The sequence below is a fragment of the Luteibacter sp. 22Crub2.1 genome (genome assembly GCF_900167995.1).
In the GTDB taxonomy this organism is placed as follows: domain Bacteria; phylum Pseudomonadota; class Gammaproteobacteria; order Xanthomonadales; family Rhodanobacteraceae; genus Luteibacter; species Luteibacter mycovicinus.
Window position 1 is genome coordinate 137883 of the sequence record NZ_FUYT01000009.1, and the last position, 19845, is coordinate 157727.

Below are 19845 nucleotides of genomic sequence, written 5' to 3' on the forward strand. Positions count from 1 at the left end.
CTTCCGTCCCGACCCGAGCATGCCGATGTCCCTTTCGCCGGAGCAGCCCCCCGAGCAGCACCTCAGGCGCAGCCTGTCCAATCGCCACCTGCAGCTGATCGCCATCGGCGGCGCCATCGGTACCGGCCTGTTCATGGGCTCGGGCAAGACGATCAGTCTTGCCGGGCCCTCCATCCTCTTCGTCTACCTGATCATCGGCGTGATGCTGTTCTTCGTCATGCGGGCGATGGGCGAGCTGCTGCTGTCCAACCTCGAGTACAAGTCGTTCATCGATTTTTCGACCGACCTGCTCGGGCCATGGGCCGGATTTTATTGCGGATGGACGTACTGGTTCTGCTGGATCATCACCGCCATCGCGGATGTGATCGCGATCTCCTCGTATGCCCAGTTCTGGTTCCCGGGACTGGCACCGTGGATACCGGCGGTACTGTGCGTGGCGCTCCTGCTGGTGCTGAATCTGACGACGGTCAAACTGTTCGGCGAGATGGAATTCTGGTTCGCGCTGATCAAGATCATCGCCATCTGCGCACTGATCGTCACCGGCTTCGGCATGGTGGCCTGGGCGTTCAGGTCGCCCGATGGCCACGTCGCCTCCCTGTCCAATCTGTGGAGTGACGGTGGCTTCTTCCCGATGGGCATCCGTGGCTTCTTTGCCGGGTTCCAGATCGCGGTGTTCGCCTTCGTCGGTATCGAACTGGTCGGCACGACAGCCGCCGAGACGGCCGACCCGGAGCGCAACCTGCCCAAGGCGATCAACTCGATCCCCGTGCGCATCATCCTGTTCTACGTGCTCGCCCTCGTGGTGATCATGTCGGTGACGCCGTGGCGCCAGGTGGTGCCGGGCAAGAGCCCGTTCGTCGAACTGTTCCTGCTGGCCGGCATCCCTGCCGCGGCCAGCCTGATCAACTTCGTGGTGCTGACCTCGGCCACCTCGTCCGCCAACAGCGGCATCTTCTCGACCAGCCGCATGTTGTTCGGTCTGGCCGAAGAGAAGCACGCTCCGTCGGCCTTCGCAAAGCTGTCCAGGGCCGCGGTGCCTTCGCGCGGCCTGCTCTTCTCATGCATTTGCCTGCTGGGCGGCGCGATGCTGGTTGCCGTGGTGCCCAACCTCGTGACCGCATTTACGCTGGTGACGACACTGGCGGCGATTCTCTTCATGTTCGTGTGGTCGCTGATTCTGGCGGCGTATATCGCGTACCGGCGCAAGCGCCCGGAGCTCCACGCGGTGTCATCCTACAAGATGCCGGGCGGCGTGTTCATGTGCTGGGTGTGTCTGGCGTTTTTCGCCTTCGTGCTGGTGTTGCTGGCCCTGGAAAGCGATACGCGTCAGGCGCTGATCGCGAGCCCGGTGTGGTTTGCGATTCTGGCGATCGGCTATGCCTTGCGTCGCCGCAAGGCGTGAAACGCTGACAGGCTCAGCTCCCACCGGTGAACTGGCGGTTGCAAGCCACACCGGAACGTCCCTTAGCTCATGTCGGTTGCGATCGAAATCCGCCAGTAAAGGAAAGCCGCCAGGCGCCGATACACCAAATATGTGACATGCGTCACACTTGGTGGCGCCACTCAAAATTGCACTTACGGGTGCGTGAGACGGCGATCACAGGGATGCCCTGCCCGTCGTCGAGGCAGGGCTTCGGGGGGACGCGCGCGCGCGGTCGCTAATCAGCAGGGGTTCGTGCCACATGGTTATCCGTTTTCGCCCGGCGGCACGCACGTCGGTATACGGTGCGCGCGTGCCGCGCCGTCGTACCCTGACGCTCTGCATTCTTGCCGCCTGCGCTGTGACGCCGGCCATCGCCTTTGCCGGCCAGGACAACGGTGGCTCCCGCCAGAACTACGCCGGTGCCGGCGGATCGGGATCCGGCTCACCGGGCGGCGGTGGTGTCGGCGGAGCCGGCGGTTATTACCAGCTCAACTTCTTCAGTTACGGCTCGAACGGCAACGGCAGCGCGGGCAACGCGGGCTGGGCGGGCAGCGGCCCTGGCGGCGCCGGTGGCGCCGGGGGGAACGCCTCGATCACCACGTCGGGCCCAAGTACCTTCGCCGCGGCGACGTTTACCGGCGGCAACGGTGCCAACTCGACCAATGGCGCGGCGGGCGGTGGAGGCGGCGGCGTCTCGGTTTATTTCACGACGGCGGGCAACACGGTTCCCGTGGGCACGACGCTTCAGGGCGGCAGCGGCGGCAATGGTGGCGATGACGTCGGCGGTGGTGCGGGCGGCGGCGGTGGCGGCGGCTCCGGAGCGTCGCTGGCGAACGGCGCGACGCTCACGAATGCCGGCCTGATCGTCGGCGGTAACGGTGGCGCCAGCGGCGCAGCGACCGACCCCACCCGGCAAGGCGCCGGCGGCGGTGGCGGAGGTGCGGGCGTGTGGCTGGCACCTGGCACCACCTTTACCAATCAGGGGACAGTCACCGGGGGTAACGGTGGTGTGGCACGTGACACCGGTGGTGCGGGCGGCGGCGGTGCAGGCATCGTCTCCGACAACGGCGGCGCCTCCATCGTCAACGCCGGCACCGTCATCGGCGGGCTGAGCGGCACGGGCGCACGGGCTCATGCCTTCGACCTCTACGGCGGCAACAACCTCCTCACCCTTTCGACCGGCACGTCGCTGACGGGGGACGTTTATGCCTATGGCGCATCCAACGAGTTAAGCCTGGGTGGCAATGGCTCGACAGCCAGTAACGTCTCCGGCTTCGACGTCGTTTCCGCGACCGCCAACGCGAGCTGGGCGCTCAACGGTGCGTTTCTGCGGGGTGGCAGCACGCGTTTCGAGATCGCCAGCGGCGCGACGGCAACACTGGCCGGTGCCGTCACCGGCGGCGGCGACGTCATCAAGAACGGCGCGGGCACGCTGACCCTGTCTGGCAGCAATACGTATACAGGCACCACCACGCTCAATGCAGGCGTGCTGGCGCTGACACAGTCCAATAACGCGCGTGCGCCGTACATCGTCAACGGCGGCACGCTGCAACTGGGAAGCGGCACGTACAACATCGGCAACCTGTCCGGTACCGGCGGTTCGATCGTGGGACCGGGCGTGTTCAACGTTCAGGAGTCCACTGCCGCCACGTACGCGGGCGATGTCGGCGTGGCCTCCTTCCAAAAGACCGGCGCCGCGACGCTGGCGCTCACGGGTAACGTGACCTCGGCCCAACTCGCCATCGGCGCCGGCACGCTGCAGCTCACCAACAACGCGAACACGCGCGTCGTCGGGGGGAACATCGCCAATCAGGGCACCCTGGCGATCCTCGGCACGGCGGCGACGACGATCAGCGGCAACCTGTCCGGCACCGGTAACCTGACCATCGGCGGCACGGGCCTTGTCGTGCTCGGTGGCAACAACAGCTACACCGGCGGCACGACGGTCGCCAACGGATCGTCCGTACGCGCCACCAGCAACGCGGCCTTCGGCAGCGGCACGCTGGCTCTGGCAGGTAACAACGCGCTGACCCTCACCACCAACGGCATGTCCATCGCCAACGCCATCACGCTCGGCGGCGCCACCAGTCTCGACGTTCCCACGGGTCAGTCCGCCACGCTGTCGGGCGCTATCACCGGCGCAGGCGGCATCGTCAAGAGTGGTGACAGCACGCTTACGCTCAGCGGCAACACTTCCTATACGGGCGGCACGTCGCTCTCCGGCGGCGTCCTGGCCCTGACCCAGTCAAACAGCGCACGAGCGGCATACAACATCACCGGCGGCACACTGCAGCTGGGCGGCGCGACGTACAACCTCGGCAACCTGACGGGTACGGGTGGCAGCATCACGGGGACGGGACTGCTCAGCGTGCAGCAATCCTCCGATGCGACGTACGCCGGCAATGTCGCCATCGGCACGCTCTCGAAAACCGGCAGCGCGTGGCTCACGCTGAGCGGCGCGCTGAACGCCGATCACATCGTGATCGATGCCGGCGCGCTTCAGCTGTTCGCCACGAGCGGCACACGCATCATCGCCGCCGATGTCGTCAACCGGGGCGTTTTCAGCGTGGTCGGTTCGGCTGACCAGACTCTGGCTGGCAATCTGTCGGGCAACGGCAGTCTCGCCTTCGGCGGCAGTGGCCTGCTCACCATCGCGGGAAACAACAGCTACAGCGGCTCGACCTTCATCGATACGGGTACCCGCGTACGTGCCACCAGCAGCACCGCCTTCGGCTCGGGCCTGGTGGCGGGCGCCCAGTTCGCGCTCGACTTCGGTGCCGACGACCTCTCCGTCGCCAATGACCTCAGCCTTGGCAGCGGCGTGACGTTCAACGTCGACGCCGGCCGCAGTGGAACACTCACGGGCACGATCTCCGATATCTCCGGGCTGACCAAAACGGGCACCGGCAAGCTCATCATCGACGGGCACACGACCAACACCGTTACGACCACCGTGGCGCAGGGCACGCTGACCGTCGGCTCCGTCGCCGGGTCGGCCGCGTACCTGCATGGCGATGCACTCGTGCAGAGCGGCGGCACGCTGGCCGGTCATGGACGCGTGGATGGCGATGTGACCATCGCGTCCGGCGGCGGCATCAGCCCCGGCAACAGCGTGGGCACGCTCAGCGTCGGTGGCGATCTGACGATGCAGTCCGGTAGCAGTCTGAACTATGAACTCGGTTCGCCTGGCACGGATTTTCTCCATACGGGCATCGGCGATCGCATAAGCGTCGGGGGTGACGCGTCCTTCGACGATGTGACGCTCCATCTCGTCACGTCATCCGGCTTCGGCGCCGGTGTCTACCGGCTGTTCGACGTAGGTGGTGTGGCCACCTTTACCAACGGCGGCATTCAGCTGGGCTCGACGCCGGCCGGGGCCCGCCTGACCCTGCGTTATCTTGCCGCCGATCACGCGATCGACCTGCTCAGCACGCAGGGCACCACCCTCTCCTTCTGGAATGCGGACGGTCACGCCTCCGCCACGACGATGGGCGGTGGAGACGGAACGTGGTCGCTCACCTCGGTGAACTTCACCGACGCGACCGGCAGCGTCACCGCGCCCATGTCGCCGCAGCCCGGCTTCGCCGTCTTCGGCGGCACGGCGGGCACCGTGACACTGGACGCGAGCGCAGGCGACATCGCGGTGACGGGAATGCAGGTAATGAGCGACGGCTATCGTCTGACCGGCGCGCCGCTCGTCCTGGCGGGTGACGCCAGCGGCCTGGCCAATGTGCGGGTGGGCGACGGTTCGGCGTCAGGCGCAGACGTCACCGCGACCATCGACAGCGTCGTCCAGGGCACGCACGGACTCACGAAGACCGACGCCGGCACGCTGGTGCTCACGGCTGACAACACGTGGAGCGGCGGCGTTGCCGTCAACGGCGGCCGGTTGTCCATCGCACGCGATGCCAGCCTCGGCGATGCATCGAATGCGGTGACGCTGGACGGTGGCGTGTTGCGCAACACCGGAGCTTTCACCAGCGATCGCCACGTTTCCGTGGGAAGCGGCGGAGGCGGCATCGAGACTGCGAGCGATTTAGAGCTCACACAGGGCATCACCGGCGGCGGAGTGTTGCACAAACTCGGTGCGGGCAACTTGCTTCTCACGGGAACCAACAGCTACAGCGGTGGCACGTCGGTTGACGCTGGCACACTGATCGTCGGCGACGGTACTCACGCGGGCTCGCTCATCGGCTCGGTGGTGGACAACGCGACGCTGGTCTTCGACCGTGCCGACGATGTCACCTTCGATGGCGCGCTGTCGGGCACGGGTCGATTGATCAAGCGCGGTGTGGGTAGTTTCGCCATCGGCGATGGCTCGGCATTCACAGGCGCGACGCAGGTCGATGCCGGAACGCTCGACCTGCGCGGCACGCTTGGCGGGAGCGTGACGCTTGGGAACGCCGCGGCACTGACGGGTCAAGGCGCCATCGGTGCACTCGTCGCTTCGAACGGCAGCAGCCTCAGCGTCGCTGGCGATGGCACGACCGGCAGCTTACGCATTACGGGGAACGTCACGCTGGCGGCAGCCTCGCGCTATATCGTGACGGCGACACCTGCCGGTGCAAGCGACCTGATCGCCGCCAGCGGAACCGCTACCCTGCAAGGCGGGCTCGTCGATGCACGCTTCAGCGGCACGACGGTGAAGCCGTCGACGCGCTATACCATCCTGACCGCAGCGGGCGGCGTGACTGGCAACTTCGACAGCGTGACCGTCGACAAGCCCTTCCTCACGCCACGGCTGGCGTACGGTGCGCAAGCCGTCTATCTCGAACTGGATCGCAACGATATCGCTTTCGCGACGCTGGCGACGAATCGGAACGCACGATCGACTGCCACGGCGATTCAGTCGCAGGGGATCGGCGGCGTATTGTTCGATACGCTGGCGATCCTCGGCCATGCCGACGTGATGCCTGCACTCGACAGTCTTACCGGCGCCGTCTACGCCTCGTCGCGCAGCGCGCGCACGGACGACGCGCGTCAGGTTCGCGACACCGTGCAGCGACACCTCGACGCCTCGAATGACGACGCGCTTCCCAGCAGCGGCGCATGGACGGCTACCTGGGGACACTGGGGTAACGCGGGCGGCAGCAGCGCGATCGGGTTCGAACGCGCGCGCTCGAACGGCGGCGGCCTGCTGGCCGGTCTCGACCGTGACCTTGATGGCGTACGCGTCGGCGCGCTTGGCGGTGCCGGCGACCTGAGCACGCGCAGTGGCAACGACAGCGTCAACGCGAAGAGCCGCGTCGCGGGCCTTTATGCCGCCGCCACCGTCGATGCGTGGCAGCTCAGTGCAGGCGCGACGTATGCATGGCAGCGTATGGATGCGCATCGTGGACTCGACGTTCCGGGCCTCGCCACGCAACACGCCTCGGCGCGCTACGACGGCAATCTTGCGCAGGGATGGCTCGATGCCGGTTATCGGATCGCCGTGTCAGCCGCTTCGCTCACACCGTTTGCGAATGTCGCGCGTATCCGCACGCAGCAGGATGGGTTCACGGAGCAACAGGCCGATGCGGCGCTTGCGATACGTGGCACGCGTGAAAACGCCACGGTAGTCACTGCCGGCCTGCGTAGCAGCATGTCTATCGGGGACGGTATCGACGCGCACGCAAAGCTCGGTTATCAGCGCGCCTATGGCGATCTCACGCCGATCGATCGTCAGCGGTTCCTCGATGGCGGCGACACGTTCATCATCCAGGGCGCCCCGCTCGCGAGAAACGCCGGTATCGCCGACCTCGGCCTGACCTTCGCCATCGGTCGTCATACGACGGTGGGCGCGAGCTACCAGGGTCGCTTCGGCGGTGGAGGGAAGGATCAGGGCGCGAGGCTGGACGTCGCGGTGCGCTGGTAAGCGGACGGCGCAATGCCGAACGCGCAACGCAAAGGCGTTATCTCGACCGCCTTTCCTCACCATAGCCCACCGGGAGTTGTCGGCCAGCGGGACGCGTCATCATGGGTGCGGCATCGAACGTCGTCCACGATGCGTCCGCGTGGCCATCGTCCAGCCAGCGTAGCGCCTGCTCGATCGTTTCCTTCAGGTGCTCCGGGCCCGGTGGCTCGCCAGCACACATGAGCTGATGATCGCCACAAGCTATGTAGCGGATGGCCATACCGCGTCCACTGGCGAGAAGTGTCGCGACGCCCTGCCGGAATGCGTCAGGCGACCAACTCGTGTCGCGACCGCCCTGGACCAAGAGCAGGTGCACCGTAGCGGGAAGACGGCGAAGCAGGTCCACACCGGAGATCTGCGCCGAACTCGACCATCGGGACATGGGCTGACCCTGCCAGAGCACGGGCGACTGGGGGTGCTTCTGCGCGACCTCGAGCTTGCTTCGGTACTCGCGAACGCTTGCCACGCCTTTTTCGTCCACGCGATCCGAGAACGCCTGATCCACGCGCTGCCTGAGCTGGTCTGCCACCTGCGAGGTCCCGAAGCCCGAGATCAGGACCAGATGCGTCGTGGCGGTATCCCCTGCCGCCAGCGCCGCTGCCATGAGAGCGCCATCGGACGTGCCGACGATCATCACGGGCCGCCCGGCGACCCGACCGTCAGTGATGTCATGCAAGGCTCGGCCGTATGCGGCCATGACATCCTCGAATCGGTTGGCCGCAAGGAAGGCCGCCGGGCAACCTTCGCTGAGGCCGTGCTCAGGCGCGGCGAACTGCCGTGGAATGCCCGGCGGCTCCACCACGTAGACATCGACATCGCGCAAGCGAGGCAGCGCGAACATCTCCAGTCCGGCATGCGCCTTGCCATCCCTACCCAGGGCCAGAGCACCGTCACAGCCGGAACCGGGAACGAAGATCACGATGGGCTTCTGTCCGGGCTCACCGTCGCCATACCGGTAGTAGCGACTGCGCACCACCTTGCCGTCGACCAGTTCCGTGCCGGTCACCGGCAGCGTGGCGGGGATACCCGTCGGACGGAACGTCTGACGAGCTTCGTCCGCGTGAGCCGGCATATGCGTGGCAAGGCCACCCGCCAGGGCGGCCATGGCGGTCAGAATGATGTAGCGTTTCATGGGCTATCCCTGCATTCTTTTTTTAGCCGGATGGAGTCGACTCAGTGCGGTTCCGGCGCGGGCACCGGCACCATCGACGACAGCAGGAACGCGCCGCGCTTGACCTCGATGTAGGCGGAGGCAACCGGCTCGAGCTTGCCGGCCTTGAGCCGCCACGCGGAGACGATCCAGTCGTCGTTGACGCGCCATCCGACGTGCCCGTGATCGATATAGCCGAGCAGAGTTTCTCCACGGAAGGTCAGCGGAAACAACGTGCCTTCGGCGCTGTAGTCCGCCATCGAACCGGCCGTGTAACCGGTGCCGAAGTCCGGCAGGCTCGGCCGCGTCTGGCTCTTCTTTGCTGCCATCCCGTCGTCAGCGGTCGCCGCCGCGTACGCCGCGGCATGAGCCGCCTTGTCGGCGCCCTGGGGCAGCCGCGCCAGCGTGTCGGCAAGCGGACTGCGGTCGAAGCGGCTGGCGACGGTCATCGCGGTCGCCGCAAAGTTTTCACACGGTGACTGCTTCGGTGCGCAGGCGCTGCCCTTGATCGAAAGCGTGTGGTCGAAGCGCGCGACCAGCAGCGCATCCTTACCGAACGCCTTTCCTTCCCAACGGGCGGCCTGCACCCTCAGCTCATCGGCCCCGCCATAGCCCACGACCACCGCCGCGTAATCGCCGGCAATCTTCACAAGCTCGTGCGACGACATGCAATCGGCACCCCAGGCGTCCGGAGCCTCGACGGCGATAGCCTTTTTGCCTTCGATGCGGAACGGCGTTTCCGACCAGCAGTTCGCCGTCCCCTGCAACGAATACACGGAACTCACGGGCGAGCCCGCGAGGACACGGTACTGCGCGTCGCCGCTTCCTTCAGTGAGCGCGTCCGCGACGGTCTTGTCCGCCTCGTAGGGAAAGTCGGACGGCGTGCTCATGTCGCTGCCTTTCGCGACCACCAGCGGCACGCCCTTGGCCGCCAGCCCGTGAAGCACGTCGTATTGGCTCCCCGAGAGCTTCGGCAGTGCGGCGGCGATCACGTCCAGTGGTTTAGGAACGGGTGCGTCCAGCCCCTTCAGGAAGTCGATACGGTCGCGATACCGGGCCACGTCACCGGACAACGTCTTGCCTGGCTCGTCGCGTATCTGGCTGCTGATTGCTTCATCGCGGCTGGCCAGCCAGTGGCGCTGATCGAGCTTGAGCGCGTCGGCTTTGTCGGGGTGGCCGGCCAGGGCGGCCTTGAACGCGTCGCCGAGCTCACCATCCAGCGCCGACACCTTGGGGGATGCGCAAATCGCCTTCTCGATGGGAGTGGATGCCTTGGCGCAGTCGAAGCCGGCGGCGTAACTGACCGCGGGCGCGAGTACGACGGCGCCGATGAAGATCGATCTCATGGGATGTCGCAAAACGATGTCCTTGCTTCGTCGAGTACGCAGATACTACTTACGAGTGAAAACGATTACCTACTTAGGCAATGCGATGTAGGCGTTCGCCTACAGGAATCCACAGAATAACGCGCTATATTCCACAGCATCCAGCGACGTACCAAGGGGGCGCGACGCTCGATCAGGGGGAATACCATGGCAGTCCTGCACGGCGCCCATGGGCGCGACTTTCGGTCGATCATCGCGGATCGCTGGCGATGAGGTTCACCAAGCCTGTGCGTTTTCGGCATGACGACGCACTCACCCGTGTATCGCGGAGTGAGTTCGAGCGACTCGTCGCCACCTACTATCGGGAACGAGGCTACATCGTCGAGCATGCCGGCCCGGATCCCGCGGGTCACAGTGACGACGTCGGCATCGGCAGCAACCTCACGCTGACGCGTGGCGACGAAATCACCGTCGTTCAATGCAAGCACTGGGTCGCACAGCAGGTGCCGCACCATGACGTGCACCAGTTGATGGGCGTCATGCATGCCGCCGGGGCCACCCGCGCCATCGTGGTCACCTCGGGTGAATTCACCCGCCCCGCCATCGAGGCGGCGTCGCGGTTTCCGCACGTCGCGCTGATTGACGGGGTGGGCATACGCGCCATGCTCGGCAAGGTCTCCGAGCCGCCGCTCCCCGTACTGTCCGCCAACGACACCGCACCCTGGGCCGACGTGGACGACCGAACACCAGGTCGCGCGCCGGTCTTCGCCGCCGTGGGTGCTGTGATCGTGATGGCTCTGATGCTGTGCGTGATGTACGGCGTGTACATCCACGAGATCCAGCGGGCACAGATGCAGGCCATGCAGCAATCGGCAAGCCAGCCTCACGCCGGAACGGCGGAGCGCGTCGCACAGGCTCCCGCCCCGGTCGTACCCGACGTTCCGTAAGTCGCAACGGCCCGGGCGCACGCCGAAACGTGGCCCGGGCCTTTCATCAGAACACCCAGTTGAGTGCCAGGCGAGCCGACTGGTCCTTCGCCTCGCTGGCGAACTGGCCATTCCACGAGGCATCGATGGTGACCGTCGGCGTCGCGAGGAAACGGACACCGAAGACGCCCACGCCCGCATTCTTCCCGACCGGCGTGCCCATCACTTCGAACGCGTTGCCGCCTTCGAGGAAGCGCTGCTTGCTGTTGGTGTCGGTGTGGCCGGCCGCATGCTGCCAGCCCACGCTGCCAAAGATGCCGAAGCGGCCGTCTTCGCCGAAGTCCTTACGCCCGCGTACGCCGAGGGTGCCGTAGGTCAGGTCGCTCTTGCTGCCCATCACGTGCAAGGCGGCGTCCGAACCGCGCTCGTCGGACGAGTTGGTGCGAAGCTGCTGCTGGGCGATGTTGAGGAACGGCGCCAGCGCACCGCTGTCCCAACGGAACTCGTACGAACCTTCGACGAAACCCTGCAGCGAGTGCGCCTTGGTGGTGCCGCTCAGGCGACCGGCCAGCGAATCCACATCGACCGTGCGATGCGTGTCGATGTCGTAACGCGAGTAGATGCCGCCGGCCTGAATCATCACGTCGCCGAAGTCCGCGCCGCCATAGATCGCCGCCGTCAGCGTATTGCCGCTGGCGGAATCGTTGCGCGCATCGGCGGAGACACGACCGCTGCCGAGCGCCACACCGATACGCGAGCGATCCGCGATGCCCTTGTCCGCACCGACGAAGACGCCGCTGCCGCTGGCATCCAGCTTCGACGCATTGCCGTCTTCTTCATGGTGGCCGCGATGGCCCCATGCCGACGCCCACGTCGCGAACGAGTCTTCCGTTTCATCGGCGAACTGGGTCAGCAGGTGCTGGTTGATCGCCTCGCGCTTGTAACGGTCGTCGTCCGCGATGGCACCCTGCAGGTTGGCGTGAATTTCACCCGACAGTTGGTCGTAAGCGCGACGTGCCGAAGCGGCGTCGAGCTTCACCACCGTGTCGAACACCGGGTGGTCTTCGCCAATCGATTCGATCGCCGCTGCCGTCGCCTTCTGGTTGCGGGTAGCACCGATGTCGGCAAACAGGATGTCGTTACGGATCAGCGTGAGGTTCACCGCGTTGGCGGTGTAGGCCAGCTGGGGCGTCAGGAACGCGAGATTGCTCGACACATTGCTGAATGTGCCACTGACGCCGTTGGCGGCGGTCAGGATCGTGTAGGTGGCGGTCGGGCTCCACTTGCCCGCAGCACTCGCAAGGCTGACGACCGAGCCCCCTTGCAGCGTCGCCTTGCCGCCGACGCTGACCGTGTCGCTATGCCCGGTATTGTCGAGGTCCAGCGAGTACTGCGTGCCGGCGGCGACGGTGAGGTCGCCCGCGGTGGCGAGCTTGCCGATGCCCGCACCGCCCGGCGACAGGATCGATCCGCTCTGCAACGTGACGTTGCCCGCAGTACCGTTACCGGTGAACGTCGTGCCGCTGGCGAAAGTGAGCGAGCCGCCGAGCGAGCCGTCGACCTGGAGGCTGCCCGAGCTCACCGTGGTCGAACCAGCGAATGCCGAGCTGTCACCGGTGAACTGCAGATTGCCCGCGCCGAGCTTGCTGACGGTACCCGCGCCGCTGAGCACACCGCCGAAGCTCGTGTTGTCGGCGCGCTGGAAAACCAGCGCACCGTTGTTCACGACATTACCCGCCAGACTGCCGCTGGTCGCGCCGTTGCCGATCTGCAGCGTACCGGCGTCGATATTGACGGCGCCCAGCGAGAACGCGTTCGCAAGCAACAGCGTGCCCGTGCCGGTCTTGTGCACGATGTCGAGCGAGGTGTCGCTACCCGCCGCGGACGATACCGCGCCGGTCAGCGTGGCGGTGCCCGCGCCGGTGTCGAGCGTGGTCTCGCCGCCGACGACGACCGAATTGGCCAGCGTCGTGCCGGGCGCGTATAGCGCGACGCGACTACCGCCATTAAGCACCAGCGTACCGGTGCCGATGGCGCCGTTCGCGGCGAGCTGCAGCGTGCCGTTGACCACGGTGTCGCCGGTATAGCTGTTGGCATGATCGAGCAGCAGCGTGCCCGGGCCCTGCACGGTGAGCGTACCCGCGCCAGTGATGCCGCCGTGCCAGTTGAAGACGTTGCCCGCATCGGCGACCGCCAGCGTGCCGCCCGTGCCGGAGGCGAGAGTCAGCGCCCGGTCGGTCGTGGTGAAGGACGTGCCGGTAATACCCAGCGTGCCGCCCTGAAGCGTCACACCATTGGCGGCATCGCCCAGGTTGTTATCGGCAGAGACGGCAAGCGTGCCACCCGAAACCACGGTGTTACCCGTATACGTATTGGCCGCGGTCAGCACGAGCGTACCCGCGTCGGCCTTTTCCAGGCCCTGGTTACCCGTCAGCACGCTGGACACCGTCGCCGTGTACGGCGCACTGCTGGCCGTACCGTCGCCGACGCGGATGATCGGCGTCGTGCCATCGGTAGTCAGCAGCTGTACCGAGTCACCGGTCAGCGTGTAGCCGTCGGTGAGGAACTGCATGCCCGTCGCCTGGAGCTGTCCCGGCGTACCGTCGACCGTGACCGTACCCGCGGCGCCACCGAAGATGGCAAAGCCCGGCTGCGGCGACATCTGACCGTTCGGCTGCGTGCCGGTGGCGTCGGTCCAGTTCGGCGCGGTGGTCGACCAGACGCCGGTGCCGCCGCCCATCTGCGTAGCGGAGGCGAGGCCGTTGGCGTTCCAGAAGCTCAGGTTCGAGGTCGAGTTATCGATCAGGTTGACCTGGCCGAAGCTGGTCAGATACTGCAGCGTCAGCGGGTGGCCCGCCGGCGTCGTGCCGAGCACCAGACCGCCGTTGCTCGTGCTGAGCGTGCCACCGGTGCTGAAAAGATTGTAGACGCCGTTGGTCATGCCGCCGGCATCGACGACGTTGAGCGTGGCACCGTTGAGAGCGAGGTTGCCCGACACGACCACCTGGTCGCCCGAGCCCAGCCCACCAAACTCAGCCTGCAACGTGCTGCCCTGCTCGAGGGTGAGATTGCCGTCGACCGTCAGCGTTCCTACGGAATTGCCCGGCGACAACGTACCGCCCGAGAGGACGTCGACGTTCGTCGCGACGGTGCCGTGGCCACCGAGCGTGCCACCGCCGTTGACCGTGACGCCTGCACCCGCGCCGTTCGGACCACCAAGTACCGCCGCGCTGTTCGCCGCGCTGCCGACGATCAGGCTGCCGGCGCTCACCGTGGTGTTCCCCGTGAAGCCGCTGCCGTCGCCATCGAACAACAGCTTGCCCGCGCCGTTCTTCACCACCGCACCCGCGCCGCTGAGATCGCCCGTAAAGCTGACGTCATTGGAACGGTTGAACGACAGCGTGCCGTTGTCCACCACGTTGCCGGTAAGCGCACCGGCAGTCCCGCCACCACCGACGGCGAGTTCCGTCCCGGACTGGAGCGTGATGTTGCCGGTCGACGTGAGCGTACCGGTCAGCACCGAGCGGCCGGCCGACGACAACGCGAGGGACTGCACGTTGACCGTGCCGGTGATGTTGAGTGGTGTGGCGCCCGCAAGCGTCGCGTTCTGCGCCGTGAGGTTACCCAGCGTGGCGATGGCGTTATTGGTGCTCGCAAGGACGAAGTCGCCGGTCGTGCTGCCCGTCAGGGTCCCGACCACTACGCCGCCCGCGGTCTGCGTGACACTGTCACCGGTGAGCGTCAGCGTGCCCGTCGCCTGCAGATCGTTCTGCAGTGTGATGGCGGTGCCGGTCAGCGTGACATTGCCCGTGGCGCTGACCGGACCCACGGATAACGCGCTGTTCGAAGCAATGGCGATATTGCGGCCCGTCGCGGTCAGCAGTCCGGCAAAGCGGTTGCCCGCGTTGGTCATCGTGATGTCATGACCGAGCGCGGTGAAGACACTGCTGCCACCGAGCGTGACCACGCCGCTGGCGGTGATCGTGCCACCGGCGGTGACGCTGAGGGCGTCGGTGCCGGCGGTCACGCCGTTGAAGCCGATGTTCGAGGCGCTGGAAAACAGCGTGGCGCCGTCCAGCGTCACGCCACCGAGGTAGGTCTGCGCGCCGGTCGTCTGCACGGTGCCCGCGGTATGGGTACCGCCGGTGTGGCTCAGCGCCAGCGAGCCGGTAAGGTTGACGTTGTCCAGCGTCAGGCTGCCCACGCCCGTGCTACGGACGGTGCCCGTGCCGGTAAGGTCGCCACCGAGGTCGATCGAGCCGCCGTTGGTCGCGTTGAAGACGACGTCGGCCGTGCCGCCGTCGAGCGTGACGCCATTCAGTGATACGGCGGCATCCGCGACGATCGAGGCGCTCGCGTTACTGGCAAGCTCGATGGCGCCTTGAATCACGGTACCCGCGTGCAGCCCCAGCACATTGCCGGCGCCGTTGAAGAGCACCGCCGATGCATGGCCGCCGGTGAACGCACCACCCGCGAGGGCGCCGTAGTTCTCGATGTCGGCGCTGTCCTGGGTCACGATCGCGTTGCCCGCCGCGCCGTTGCCGGTCGCCGCACCACCGGCGATCGTGCCGTTGTTGGTGACGTGCAATCCCGAGGCCAGCGCACGGATACCGGCGCCGGACGCGCCGCTGCCGCCCGACGCCGAATTGCCCCCACCGGCGGCGCCGCCCACGCCGCCTGTGATCGTGGCTCCATTGGCATTGGTGACCTTACCCGCCGTACCCGTGATGAGTACGCCGTCGCCACCACCGCCACCACCGCCACCGACCGAGACGCCGGTGGTGCTGCCCGCGCCACCCGCGCCGCCGGCACCGCCCGTGATCGACTGCCCTGCTGACAGATTGAGAACGAAGCCGCTGGCGACGCCCGACACCAGACCGGCCCCACCGCCACCGCCGCCGGCCCCACCGGCGATCAGATCCTGCCCGCCACCATGGCCGCCCGCGCCGCCCGTGATGGAGGTAGCGGAAACGTTGTAGCTCGTCGCCGTCGTATAGACACCCGCGCCACCACCGCCGCCGCCACCCGGGGCATGGCCCGTGCTGCCATCCCCGCCGCGTCCGCCGACGATCACCGTGCCCGGTGCGCCTACCGCACCGCCCGCGCCACCCGCGCCTGTCGCCCCCTCGGCGTCGTCCATGCCGGACGCGCCCGAGCCACCCGCGCCGTTGTTTGCGGATGCGCCGTCGATCACGCTCGCGTCGTAGGACGAATCGATATGCGTCGCCTGCCCGCCCGTCCCGTTACCCGCGCCGCCCGCGCCCGAGAGGACGCTTCCGGCCGCCGCGGAGTTGCCGGAGCCGCCAGGCGCCCCGGTCTGCGCGAAGACCACGGCAGACGATAAGCAAAGGCCGGCTGCCAGCAAGGCGCTGAACAGACGCGTCATCCGCGGCGGCGCGGCATTCGTGCCGTCCGCTGCGGCGCCCTCGCTCGACGCGAGTTCCGAAGCGACCTGGACAACGCGCAGGGCTCTGTTCCATACGAGACGGTAAGTACGATTCATTCGATGTTCCCCTGGAAATATCGTGGCTGGCCTGGGCAGCACAACCGATGATTGTCGATCTTTGGAAACAGACACATGCGTCCGCCATCCATGCGGTGGCCTCCCTGATGTGCCTGTCAGAAACTGTGACGTAGTTCGCGAAGTGCGCTCACACGGGCACGCGCCAGCGGTCCACGTGGGTCGCAAACAGATGCGCCTCGCACGGGGAAACGTCGCGATTCATGGATATGAGCTTTGGCGCGCGTGGAGCTTGCAGCCTGCGCCGCGCAACGGCGGCGGGGATCCCTGACCTTCAACAACTGACTGCTCCGTCCGGTGGCGCAAATGAGGTAGCCCATGGTTTTGGGCGGAAGAGAGGCTACCGGGAAGCGGTGCGGAATGTAAATAAGGAGTTGACGTCAAAGAAGTCCGAGGTGATGGGCAAGGAAGTCTGGAACTATACGTTCACACGTATCGCCGCCATGCCGTTCCAGCCTAACGAGCACGAAGACGCCGTCTTCGAATTCGACAAGAAGGGCATTCTTCTCAATGCCTACAAGACGAGCGGAAGCGCGGGACAGAGCGGTAACGCGCTGCTGGATGCCGCGGGCATGTAATCGATACGCTACCCAACAGCCCGACAGCCCGCTGGGTAGCTATCCACACCGAGCGAGCGGTTTCGCCGTCGTCAGTCGTGACCCCGCGAAATCCTTGCACGATGAATCCCGTTGATTTCCGCTACCGCACGATTTCCTTCGTGTACGTGCATCAGAAGGATCTCACTGCTCTTCGTAAAGCGGTGACCGATCCGCACCCGGTAGGACCTGGCGGCCCAGCTGAAAAAGCCCGTATGAAACGAGGCTTCGTCCAGGTCGCGCCACTTCACTCCACTGACGCCGCGGTTCCAGGGAAGGATGCCGCTGCTCACCCAGATGCCGTCGTCGTTGACGAAGAGGCGTACCTCTCTTGCCTCCATGACCGAGTACACGAACCAGGCCAAAGCCAGCACCGCAAGAATCGACCGATACAGCACGGGGAGGAACCAGGCGATGACGAGCGCGGCAGCGAGGGTCACGACGGGACGAACATAGGCTACCCAGGACAGGCGGAACGCGGTGGCCGGGACACCGGTGTCGAAGCGTTCGATGTTGTCCATAACGAGGGTCCTGAGTGCGGGCAGGGAGAAACTTTAGCAGCAGGGCCTGCGCCGATCACTACGGATGTCAGGTATCGAAGCGCTCGCGCAGGCGGGCTATCGCTTCGATATTTGCCTTGGCGATATCGTGAAATCCCTCACTGATTTCCGCATGCTGACTAACACGCGTCCAATAGATCACAGCCCAGCGTGCAGCGCACAGCCAGTACGTCATATCCCCCGGACTCGGCACAGCGGGCTGGAAGACGCGGGGTGGTATGGCGCCATTTGAAGCAGGCCGATATAGCATAGGCAACATGTCGTAACTCGGTGTCACCGCCATTGGCAGCGTGTCATCGAGGAAGAACGAGAGGTTACCGAAGTGCATGTCGGTGTTGCCGATCAGCCGGCCGAACCACCAGCGCTGACGAACCTGCGCCAGCGATGCGTCATCGATCCACCCAGCTTCATGCATGCGCCTGGCAGCAGTGGCCCAGTCGTCGCGGTTGCCGTCGTGCGCATCGCTCCACGCCGCCAGACTGACGCAGCCTCGCCGCCCGTAGGCGCCTATGCGATCGAAGCGGGTCGCTTCAAGGCAAAGGCGGCCTTGCGACCAGATCAATTCGGTAGGCGCACTGGCGTTGCCTTGCTCGGCCAAAAGCTGGCCAGCCAGGTGCTCGCAGATCAGGAGATCAGCCCAGCGCTGTGCCGTAGCACCGGCTTCCACCGGCTCGGTGAACTTGACAATGACGTGGCGGGTGGCACCTTCCGCGTCGATCACCGTGGCTGTGAACTTGGGCTGCCCGCCTGCCGCCGATGATCCGACGGCTTCACCGGCGATGGCTACATTAGCCATGTCACCGTAACGAGACCATCGAGTCTCCTCGGCAACGACGTCGAACTCACTTTGCAATGCACGCTCGAGCGCAGCCTCGCCCAGAATGAAATTTCCCGGACCATCCTCGCCGTGACGGAGTAACGCCGTAAGTACCGCGTCGTTGTCCCAGAGCAGCACATCGGCGGGCAGTCCCAATTCGCGCGACCAGCGCTGCGCGAACTGGCGGCCAAGAAATCCTTGTGGCCGTTGGTCGTCGAGGAACCAGGGCACACCGGGAAACAGCCCATCGACGAACTCGTCGCGCAACCACACCGGAGTGGCCCCTGTCAGAAGACATCCGCCGCCGTGCAGCGCCGCAAGTAGGCCAAACTCGTGAGGTCGACCTTGCGCATCGACTCGGAAAAGCGGCCACTCGTAACCGAGACCCCGGACATCGCGCCGTGCTGCATAACGCGTACGCCTGGCTCGACCAAAACGCGTCACCTCCGCCCCACTGGTGTCGAGCAACCGGGAAATCGTCGGCTGGCTGACGCCGAGTGCCTCGCCCAGATCTCTCGCGCTAAGTGGCCCGCGCCGACGAAGCACGTTGATCAAGGTCTCGGTCATGGGCGCAGGCTTTGCCATCGCTGAATAGATACTTGAATAGATACTTTTTGTCAAAATCTCTATAAATCAATTAACTATAGACTTCATGCGTCCATATGTTGAATAGATTCTCAGAGGCTTGATGGCTGAACCTGGGCGAGTATCGTCGTCGGCCTTTCCCCCACTAGCCATTCGACAAACCGGTTGACCGAGCCACCTTCGTCAGACTCCCGCCCGACGATCGCGACATACCCCGTCCGCACCACCCGGATATCCGCCAGCGGCGTCATCAGCCGTCCGTTGGCGACATCCATCTCCAGCATCGGCAAGGGCCCGATGCCGATACCCAGACCATCCTCGATGGCCTGGCGGGTCACAAAGAAATGATCGAAGCGCTGGCGCGGAAGTCCTGCGAGGTGATGTACACCGGCGGCCTCGAGCCAGTCACGCCAGTCGCCCGGTCGTGTCTCCGTGGCGAACAGCGTGTGGCCCTGGATATCGGACGGTTTCAGCACGGGTTGGCGGGCAAACAAGGTGGGGCTCATGATCAGCGTATCGACGTCATCCAGCACGGGGACGACACGATGCTGAGGCAACAGGCGATCGCGCCCAGGCCCACGCCGAATCGTCACATCGACGCCGCCGCGCAGTTCCTCGAAGAGCGTCGATACCGTGGTGACAACGACTTCAGTGTCCGGATGCCCGGCGTGAAAGCGACCGAGCCGGGGGATCAGCCAGCGCATCGCGAAACTGGTCGGCGCGCTGACGCGCACGATGCGCCGTGCGCCTGGCTGTCCGCACGCCTCGGCCGCCACCACCAGGCGATCGAACGACAGGCCGATCTCGGCGGCGAACAGCCTCGCGGCCGGCGTCGCCACCATGCGGCGACCGTCCTTGACGAAGAGCTTCTGGCCCAGCCACGTTTCCAGCACCGCCATCTGCCGGCTGACGGCACCGTGAGTCACGCCGAGTTCCGCCGCCGCGTCGGCGTAACTGTCCGTCTGGGCGGCGACTTCGAAGACCCTCAGAGCATGGAGAGGTGGCAGGTTGCGCATGGCTATCCGTGATTTATGCTCACGCATAAGGTG

At 65.8% G+C, this 19845-nt stretch carries 10 protein-coding genes; 4 read left to right on the forward strand and 6 right to left on the reverse strand.

Annotation, left to right across the window (positions count from 1 at the left end):
* The first annotated feature begins 25 nt into the window (after positions 1-25).
* Both cycA and B5X73_RS11340 read left to right on the forward strand, forming a co-directional pair.
* Entirely contained in the window at positions 26-1402 is a 1377-nt protein-coding gene (gene cycA / locus B5X73_RS11335; RefSeq protein WP_079521773.1) for a D-serine/D-alanine/glycine transporter, read from the forward strand.
* 280 nt (positions 1403-1682) lie between these two features.
* The gene (locus tag B5X73_RS11340; protein WP_079521774.1) at positions 1683-7277 is read left to right on the forward strand and encodes an autotransporter-associated beta strand repeat-containing protein; all 5595 of its coding nucleotides are present in this window, start codon (positions 1683-1685) and stop codon (positions 7275-7277) included.
* Positions 7278-7314: 37 nt separating this feature from the next.
* On the opposite strand, the gene B5X73_RS11345 is transcribed toward B5X73_RS11340, so the two are convergent.
* Entirely contained in the window at positions 7315-8448 is a 1134-nt protein-coding gene (locus tag B5X73_RS11345; RefSeq protein ID WP_079521775.1) for a hypothetical protein, read from the reverse strand.
* A 41-nt stretch (positions 8449-8489) separates the two neighbouring features.
* A complete protein-coding gene (locus tag B5X73_RS11350) occupies positions 8490-9812 on the reverse strand; it encodes a lysozyme inhibitor LprI family protein (RefSeq protein ID WP_079521776.1) in 1323 nt (440 codons plus the stop codon).
* 248 nt (positions 9813-10060) lie between these two features.
* On the opposite strand from B5X73_RS11350, the gene B5X73_RS11355 reads away from it, so the two are divergent.
* On the forward strand, positions 10061-10738 hold the full coding sequence (locus tag B5X73_RS11355) for a restriction endonuclease (protein ID WP_176167817.1): 678 nt from the start codon (positions 10061-10063) through the stop codon (positions 10736-10738).
* A gap of 46 nt (positions 10739-10784) precedes the next feature.
* Here B5X73_RS11355 and B5X73_RS11360 read toward each other — a convergent pair whose 3' ends face one another.
* The gene (locus B5X73_RS11360) at positions 10785-16220 is read right to left on the reverse strand and encodes an autotransporter-associated beta strand repeat-containing protein (protein ID WP_079521778.1); all 5436 of its coding nucleotides are present in this window, start codon (positions 16218-16220) and stop codon (positions 10785-10787) included.
* Positions 16221-16636: 416 nt separating this feature from the next.
* Between B5X73_RS11360 and B5X73_RS11365 the strand changes: the two genes are divergently transcribed.
* Complete coding sequence (locus tag B5X73_RS11365) at positions 16637-16816, forward strand: hypothetical protein (RefSeq protein ID WP_079521779.1); 180 nt, start codon at positions 16637-16639, stop codon at positions 16814-16816.
* A 71-nt stretch (positions 16817-16887) separates the two neighbouring features.
* Here B5X73_RS11365 and B5X73_RS11370 read toward each other — a convergent pair whose 3' ends face one another.
* The 3 genes from B5X73_RS11370 to B5X73_RS11380 form a co-directional block, all read right to left on the reverse strand.
* The gene (locus tag B5X73_RS11370; protein WP_079521780.1) at positions 16888-17355 is read right to left on the reverse strand and encodes a hypothetical protein; all 468 of its coding nucleotides are present in this window, start codon (positions 17353-17355) and stop codon (positions 16888-16890) included.
* Positions 17356-17422: 67 nt separating this feature from the next.
* Positions 17423-18778 (reverse strand): type II toxin-antitoxin system HipA family toxin YjjJ, encoded by a 1356-nt coding sequence (yjjJ, locus tag B5X73_RS11375; RefSeq protein WP_254857276.1) that lies wholly within the window; start codon positions 18776-18778, stop codon positions 17423-17425.
* 110 nt (positions 18779-18888) lie between these two features.
* Positions 18889-19812: a LysR substrate-binding domain-containing protein gene (locus B5X73_RS11380; RefSeq protein ID WP_079521782.1), complete on the reverse strand. Its 924-nt coding sequence runs from the start codon at positions 19810-19812 to the stop codon at positions 18889-18891.
* Between the last annotated feature and the right edge of the window lie 33 nt (positions 19813-19845).

Coding starts and splice junctions, on each gene's coding strand:
- cycA (WP_079521773.1), top strand. CDS start 26: ATGTCCCTTTCGCCGGAGCAGCCCCCCGAGCAGCACCTCAGGCGCAGC.
- B5X73_RS11340 (WP_079521774.1), top strand. CDS start 1,683: ATGGTTATCCGTTTTCGCCCGGCGGCACGCACGTCGGTATACGGTGCG.
- B5X73_RS11345 (WP_079521775.1), bottom strand. CDS start 8,448: ATGAAACGCTACATCATTCTGACCGCCATGGCCGCCCTGGCGGGTGGC.
- B5X73_RS11350 (WP_079521776.1), bottom strand. CDS start 9,812: ATGAGATCGATCTTCATCGGCGCCGTCGTACTCGCGCCCGCGGTCAGT.
- B5X73_RS11355 (WP_176167817.1), top strand. CDS start 10,061: ATGAGGTTCACCAAGCCTGTGCGTTTTCGGCATGACGACGCACTCACC.
- B5X73_RS11360 (WP_079521778.1), bottom strand. CDS start 16,220: ATGAATCGTACTTACCGTCTCGTATGGAACAGAGCCCTGCGCGTTGTC.
- B5X73_RS11365 (WP_079521779.1), top strand. CDS start 16,637: ATGGGCAAGGAAGTCTGGAACTATACGTTCACACGTATCGCCGCCATG.
- B5X73_RS11370 (WP_079521780.1), bottom strand. CDS start 17,355: ATGGACAACATCGAACGCTTCGACACCGGTGTCCCGGCCACCGCGTTC.
- yjjJ (WP_254857276.1), bottom strand. CDS start 18,778: ATGACCGAGACCTTGATCAACGTGCTTCGTCGGCGCGGGCCACTTAGC.
- B5X73_RS11380 (WP_079521782.1), bottom strand. CDS start 19,812: ATGCGCAACCTGCCACCTCTCCATGCTCTGAGGGTCTTCGAAGTCGCC.